This is a genomic window from Streptomyces sp. NPDC026062 (genome assembly GCF_055568375.1).
The window spans coordinates 1-8172 of record NZ_JBVHOQ010000094.1 but is presented as its reverse complement, the minus strand read 5'-3'; the positions used below and the strand labels follow the sequence as shown (position 1 = coordinate 8172).

1 protein-coding gene is annotated in these 8172 nt (G+C 73.1%); it reads right to left on the bottom strand.

Annotated features, from left to right (window positions below; all coding sequences use genetic code 11):
• Positions 1–8172 (bottom strand): amino acid adenylation domain-containing protein (locus ACZ4LX_RS37505; protein ID WP_467651792.1); only part of this gene is annotated, 8172 nt, incomplete at both ends.

Here is an 8172-nt window from a genome sequence, read left to right as displayed (position 1 = left end):
GTACGACACCTCAACACCCTCGGCGACCACCGCCACCGCATCCGGAGCACGCACCACCTGCGCCTCGAACCCGGCCACCACCGAACCCGTGGGCAGCTCCGCCGCAGTGTCGTTCCACTCCACCAGAACCCGGCGCCGCTCGGCCTCCTCCACGACCTCCACCTCACCCAGCCGCAGCCGCGGATCGGAGACCACCGCCTCCAGCACACGGGGCAGGGCGCCGGCGATCCGGTCGGCCGCCTCGGCGTCGAACAGGTCGGCGGCCACGGTGACGGTGCCGCGGAATCCGGCGGGTGCGCCCTCGGCGTCGAACGCCTCGGCGATCAGGACGTCCAGGTCGAACTTGGCCGCGCCGGCGCCCGCCCCGAACCGACTGGTCTGGACGTCACCCAGGTCCAGGACCGCCTCGATGGTGTTCTGCATCGTCAGGACGATCTGGAAGAGGGGGTGGCGCGCCATGGAGCGGACCGGGGCCAGCTCCTCGACCAGCCGGTCGAAAGGCACGTCCTGGCGTGCCCCGCCGGCAAGTCCGGCCTCGCGGACGCGGGCGAGCACGTCGGTGAAGGCCGGGTTCCCGGAGAGGTCCGCGCGCAGCACGAGGGTGTTGACGAAGCATCCGACGAGGTCGTCGAGCGCTTCGTCGACGCGTCCGGCATGGGCGGACCCGATCGGGATGTCGGTACCCGCCCCCAGCCGGGACAGCAGTACCGCCAGAGCGGACTGGAGCACCATGAAGGTGGTGACGCCCTCCGCGCGGGCCACCTCCAGAAGCCGCGCGTGCACCTCCGCGGGGATCTCCAGTGACGCGGTGTGTCCGCGGTGGGAGGCGACGGCCGGCCGGGGCCGGTCGTACGGCAGGGTCAGCTCCTCCGGGGCGCCGGCGAGCGTCTCGCGCCAGTAGGCGACCTGCCGGGAGAGCACGCTGTCCGGGTCGTCCGGGTCGCCGAGGACTTCGCGCTGCCACAGCGCGTAGTCCGCGTACTGCACCGGCAGCGGCTGCCACGCCGGGGCGTGCCCCGCGCGTCGCGCCTCGTACGCCACCGACACGTCCCGCGCCAGCGGACTCATCGACCAGCCGTCACCGGCGATGTGGTGCACCACCACGACCAGCACCTGCTCGTCCGGCCCGGCCGGGAACAGCCAGGCCCGGATCGGCACCTCGGTGGACAGGTCGAACGCGTACTGCGCCGCCTCGGCCACCGCGGCGTCCACATCGGCGGGAACGGCCTCGGCGACCTGAAGCCGCCAGTCCAGCTCCGTCATGCCGAGGACACGCTGACAGGGCTCCCCGTCGGCGGTGGCGAACACCGTCCGCAGCACCTCGTGGCGGCCGATCACGTCCCGCAGCGCCGCGTCCAGGGCGCCGGCGTCCAGGGCCCCGTTGAGCCGCAGCACCGTCGGGATGTTGTACGTGGCACTCGGGCCTTCCAGCTGGCCGATGAACCACAGGCGGCGCTGCGTGAACGACAGCGGAATCCGCTCCGGGCGTTCCCGCGCCGTCAGTGCCACCCGGGCCCGGTCCGCGTCGTCGATGCGGGCCGCCAGCCGGGCGACCGTCGGCGCCTCGAACAGCGTGCGCAGCGACAGCTCGACCCCGAGCACCGACCGCACCCGGCTCACCAGGCGTGTCGCCAGCAGGGAGTGCCCGCCGAGGGCGAAGAAGTCGTCGTCGACACCGACCCGCTCCACGCCGAGGACCTGCGCGAACACCCCGCACAGGATCTCCTCGCGCACGGACGACGGTGCACGGCCGGATTCCGCGCCGTATTCCGGGGCCGGCAGTGCCCTGCGGTCCACCTTCCCGTTCGGCGTCAGCGGCAGCGCGTCCAGGGTCACCACGGACGACGGGACCATGTACTCCGGCAGGCGTGCGGCCACGAACTGCCTGAGGTCGGGGGCCGGTTGGCCGGCCGCGCCGTCACCGGGCACCACGTACGCCACCAGACGCCTGTCGCCGGGCGTGTCCTCCCGGGCGATCACCACGGCCCGGGCCACCCACGGGTGCGCGGCGACAGCGGCCTGGATCTCGCCGGGTTCGATGCGGAACCCGCGGATCTTGACCTGCTCGTCCGCCCGGCCCAGATACTCGAGCCGGCCGTCCGCGTTCCAGCGGGCGAGGTCACCGGTGCGGTACATCCGCTCACCCGGCTCGTACGGGCAGGCGACGAACCGCTCCGTGGTCAGGCCCGCCCGGCCCGCGTATCCGCGTGCCAGACCCGCACCCGACGTGTACAGCTCGCCCACGGCACCCACCGGTACGGGACGCAGCCGCTCGTCGAGAACGTACACGCGGGTGCCGGAGACGGGGGCCCCGATCGGCACGCCGGCCAGGTCCGTCACGTCGGCGGGGCGCACGCTGTGCACCGCGGTGAACGTGGTGTTCTCCGTCGGCCCGTAGCCGTTGAGGAGCTGGACGGTGGGCAGTCGGTCCAGGAGCGCGCGGCAGTGCGCGGGGGACAGCACGTCCCCGCCCGCCAGCAGCCGGCGGACTCCGCGCAGCATGTCGGGGTCCTGGTCGACCACTTCGTGGAACAGTCCGGCCGTCAGCCACAGGGTGGTGACCCGGTGGCTCGTCAGGAACTCCCGGAGTTCGGTGAGGGACGGCGCCCCGGGCGGTGCCACCGCGAGGGCGCCGCCGTTGAGCAGTGCACCCCAGATCTCGAAGGTCGCTGCGTCGAAGGACGCCGAGGCCAGGTGGGCGACCGTGTCACCGGTGCCGAGCTCGACGTAGCCGCCGTCGCGGACCAGGCGGTCGATGGCCCGGTGCGGGACCACGGTTCCCTTGGGCAGCCCGGTGGAGCCGGAGGTGTACATGACGTACGCGGCGCCGTCCGGGTGGGCGGGGACGGGGCGTTCCTCGGCCGTGAGTGCCGCGTCCGACAGGGCGCCGAGTGCGGCGGTCGTATCCGCCGTGTCCAGCACCAGGTGCGGGAGACCCGCGGGCAGCGCCTCGGCCGGGAGGGCGGTCGCCTCCGTGCTGAGCAGCAGGACGGGAGCCGCGTCGGCGAGCATGAACGCGATGCGTTCCGCCGGGTAGGCGGGGTCGACCGGCAGGTAGGCACCGCCCGTCTTGGTGATCGCCAGCAGGGTCACCACGGCGTCGATGCCGCGCTGTGCGGCGACGGCGACCAGGCGCTCCGGGCCGGCTCCCCCTGCGAGCAGCAGCCGCGCGACGCGGTTGGCGCGAGCGTCCAGCTCCGCGTACGACACCTCGGTGCCGTCGGCGACGATCGCCTTGGCGTCCGGGGTCCGGGCGGCTTGCGCCTCGAACAGGCCGGGCAGGGTCGACGCGGCGGTCCGGTGACCGGTCGCGTTGTGGTCGACGAGGATCCGCCGGAGTTCGGCCGCGCCCAGCACGTCCACCGCGGTCAGGGGCGACCGCCGGTCGTCGGCCGGCTCGTCGTCCAGCGCGGTGACCAGGTTCTCCACGGTGGTGCGCACGAGTTCCGCGACAGCCCGAGGGTCGATCGGGGCGACCGCGTCGACGGCCAGGCCGAGCCCGTCACCGTCGTCGTCGACGGAGACCGAGAGCGGATAGTTGGTGGCCTCCCGGCCGAACACCAGCCTGATGCCCGCGCCGGATGCCTCCTGGGGCGCGGCGTCGTCCTGGGTGTCGGGCCGTCCGGTGTTGTGCCGGTAGTTGAAGAGCGAGGTGAACAGCGGGGTGTCGCCCGGCACGCCGCTGGCCTGCCGCGCCACGGCGAGCGGCGCGTGCTCGTGCTCCAGCAGGGCGGCGAGCTGGTCGCGCATCGCGGCGACGGCCACCCGCGGCGTCATGTCGTTCACGCGCACGCGTACCGGCAGGGTGTTGATGAAGGGACCCGTCACCCGGTCGGCGCCGGCCGCCGCGCTCAGGCGTCCGAGCAGCACGGTGCCGAACACCACGTCGTCCCGACCGCTGATCGCGGCGAGGGCCCGTGCCCACGCCACATGCATCACCGTGGCCGGGCTCGCGCCCAGCCGCTGTGCGGTCTCACGGAACCGGTCCTCCAGTTCCGGTGCGAAGCGCAGCCGTGCCCGGACCACGCCGGAGCCGTCGCCGAGCGCGTCGAGCTGGCCGTACGGGGCGGTCGGCTCGGTCACGTCGGCCAGCAGTCGGGTGAAGAACCGCTCGTGCTCGGCCCGTTCGACTCCCTGTCGTGCCTGGGTGACGAAGTCACGGAAAGGCAGGGGCTCGGGCAGTGCGTCGCCCCGGCCGGCGAGGAGCGTCCCGACCTCGTCGAGGACGAGCTCCATGCCGGTGTGGTCCTGCACCATGTGGTGGACCCGGAACAGTGCGAGCCACCGGTCGGAGCCGGGTTCGGCGGCCAGGTGCACATGGACCAGCGGAGCCTGCCGCAGGTCCATCGCCGTGCCGGCCCGTGCGACCAGCTCGGCCACCGGGTCCGCGCCGTGGGGGTCGAGCTCGACTTCCACGACGGGCAGATCGGCGCGGCGCCGCACCACCTGCACCGGCTCACGCAGGCCCTCCCACACGATCCCGGTCCGCAGGATGTCGTGCCGGTCCACCACCTGCTGCAGCGCACGCAGATAGTCGTCCAGCAAGTCGCGTGAGGTGAACTCGACGACCATCGGGGAGACGTAGGCGTCCTCGCCGCCGTCGGCGAGGAGGTGGTGGAAGAGCAGGCCCTCCTGGAGGGGGGCGAGGGGGTAGATGTCGGCGACGTTCGCCGCGCCTCCCTCGACGGTGGCGACGACCCGCTCGACCTCCTCGGCGGTCAGCTCCACCAGTGGCAGCATCTCCGGCGTGATCGCCCGCGCGCCCTCAGGAATGGCATGGGGCGGTACGACGACACTCTCCGCCCCGGACGCGGCAGCCAGCCCCGCAACGGTCGGGGTCTGGAACAGCGCCCGCACCGAGACCGACACACCACGGCCGCGCAGGATCTCCACCAGGCGGATCGCCAGGAGGGAGTGGCCGCCCAGCGCGAAGAAGTCGTCGTCGACGCCGGCACTGTCGACGCCGAGGACCTCGGCGAACGCCGCGCACAGGATCTCCTCACGGACCGTGGAAGGGCCGCGGCCGGAACCGGTCATGTACTCCGGAACGGGCAGGGCCTTGCGGTCCAGCTTCCCGTTCGAGGTCAGCGGCAGCGCGTCCAGGACCACCACCGCCGACGGAACCATGTACTCGGGCAACCGCTCGGAGACGAAACGGCGCACCTCCTGGGCCGGTTCACCGCTCTGCGGCCCCTCGCCCAGCACCGCGTAGGCCACCAGGCGCGGGTCCCCGGGCACATCCTCACGGACCACGACGGCGGCCTGCGCCACCGCCGGGTGCGCGGCGACGGCGGCCTGCACCTCACCCAGCTCGATGCGGAAGCCGCGGACCTTGACCTGTTCGTCAGCGCGGCCCACGAACAGCAGGCGGCCGTCCGCGTCCCGGCGGACCAGGTCGCCGGTCCGGTACATCCGCTCACCGGCCGCGCCGAACGGGCACGCCACGAACCGGTCCGCGGTCAGGTCGGGCCGGCCCACATAGCCGCGCGCCAGACCCGCACCCGCCACGTACAGCTCACCGACGGAACCGACCGGCACCGGGGAGAGGAATTCGTCCACCACGTACGCACGCGCGTTGCCGACAGGAGTGCCGATCGGCACCTCCCGCATTCCGGGGGCGCACCGCCACACCGTGGCGTCGATGGTGGTTTCCGTCGGCCCGTAGGTGTTGAACAGCACCCGCCCGGCCGACCAGCGGTCCACCAGGTCCGGCGAGCACGCCTCACCGCCGACCTCGAGGACGACGTCCTGCGCCAGCGATCCCGGCTCGAGCCCGGCGAGGACAGCAGGCGGCAGCGTCGCGTGGGTGATCCGCTGCTCGGCGAAGAACCGGGAGAGCTCCTGCCCGAGGCGCCGCTCGGCCGGTACGACCACCAACGCCGCGCCTGACGTCAGCGCCAGCGACCACTCCAGGCAGAAGTTGTCGAAGCTGAGCGAGGCGAACTGGGCGACCCGTGAGCCGGGACCGGCTCCGAACCGCTTCTGGGCGGCCGCCCGCGTGTTCGCGAAGCCGGCATGCTGCACGACCACACCCTTGGGTCGGCCCGTCGACCCCGAGGTGTAGATCACGTAGGCCGGGTGGGCGAGAGAGCGTGTCCCCTCCGCGACCGGCGCGTGCACCGCCTGCTCCATCAGGGCGGCAACGGTCTCCGGTGCGTCGATCAGCGTCACCGCGGCCGAGGCCGGAACGCTGCCGACCGTCCCCGCGGCGCCGAGGATCACCGCCGGTGCGGCGTCGGCCACCATGTGGGCGACCCGCTCGGCGGGATAGGCAGGGTCGACCGGCAGATACGCGGCCCTCGTCTTCAGCACACCGAGCAGCGCCACCATCAGGTCCACGCCGCGTTCCAGCACCACGGCCACCAGCGACTCAGGGCCCACGCCCTGTGCCATGAGGTGGTGCGCGAGGCGGTTGGCGCGGGCGTCCAGCTCCGCGTACGACACCTCAGCGCCGTCGGCGATCACCGCTATCGCGTCCGGAGTGCGGGCCGCCTGCGCCTCGAACAGTTCCGGCACCGTGGCCTGCGGCACCTCGGCCGCGGTGTCGTTCCACTCCACCACCAGGCGCCGACGCTCGGCCTCGTCGAGAATGCCGACGGCGCCGATGTGTGCGGCCGGGTTGTCGGCGAGTGTCCGCAGCACCTTCCCGAAACGCCGCGCGAGCCGCTGGACGGTGTCCACCTCGAACAGGTCCGCCGCCGCGACCAGGACACCACGCAGCCCTGCGGGACGGCCGTCGGCGTCGAAGACCTCTCGGACGGTCACGTCCAGGTCGAACTTGGCCACCAGGGTGTCCGAGGGGCCGGCCTCCGCCGCCACGCCGGACAGGTCCAGGCGGGCGTCGGCGCCGTTCTGCACCGTCAGTGTCACCTGGAACAGCGGGTGCCGGGACAGCGAGCGGGACGGTGCCAGCTCCTCCACCAGACGCTCGAACGGCACGTCCTGGTGCCCGTACCCGGCGAGAGCCGTCTCCCGCACCCGCGAGAACAGCTCGGTGAACGTCGGATTCCCGGACAGGTCCGTACGCAGCACCAGCGTGTTCACGAAGAAGCCGACCAGGTCGTCGAGTGCCTCGTCCGTGCGGCCGGCGTGTGGCGTGCCGATCGGGATGTCGGTGCCGGCGCCGAGACGGCTCAGCAGTACCGCCAGAGCGGACTGGAGCACCATGGCCACCGTCACGCCCTCGGCGCGGGCGACCCGCGCCAGCCGCGCGTGCACCTCTGCCGGGATCTCCAGCGGGACACCGTGGCCGCGGTGGCCGAGGACCGCCGGACGGGGGCGGTCGTAGGGCAGCGTCAGCTCTTCGGGTACCTCGGCCAGCGCAGCCCGCCAGTAGGCGATCTGACGTGCCATGACGCTTTCGGGGTCGCTCTCGTCCCCGAGGAGTTCGCGCTGCCACAGCGCGTAGTCCGTGTACTGCACCGGCAGCGGCTCCCACGCCGGGGCGTGCCCCGCGCATCGCGCCTCGTACGCCACCGACACGTCCCGCGCCAGCGGACCCGCCGACCAGCCGTCACCGGCGATGTGGTGCACCACCACGACCAGCACCTGCTCGTCCGGCCCGGCCGGGAACAGCCAGGCCCGGATCGGCACCTCGGTGGACAGGTCGAACGCGTACTGCGCCGCCTCGGCCACCGCGGCGTCCACGTCCACCGCGGCCACCTCCCGGACCTCCAGCTCCCACCGGAGGTTCGTGGGGCTGAGAACGTTCTGGTACGGCTCCCCGTCGGCGGTGGCGAACACCGTCCGCAGCACCTCGTGGCGGCCGATCACATCCCGCAGCGCCGCGTTCAGCGCCCCGGCGTCCAGGGCACCCTTGAGCCGCAGCACCATCGGGATGTTGTACGTGGCGCTCGGGCCATCCAGCTGGCCGAGGAACCACAGGCGGCGCTGCGCGTACGACAGCGGAACCCGCTCCGGACGTGTCCGCGCCGTCAGCGCCGTCCGGTTGCGGTCGGCGCCGTCCATGCGAGCCGCGAGTGCGGCCACGGTCGGCGCTTCGAACAGGGTGCGCAGCGACAGTTCGACGCCGAGCACCGACCGCACCCGGCTGACCAGGCGCACGGCCAGCAGGGAGTGGCCGCCGAGCGCGAAGAAGTCGTCATCGACACCGACACTGTCGACGCCGAGGACCTCGGCGAACGCCGCGCACAGGATCTCCTCACGGACCGT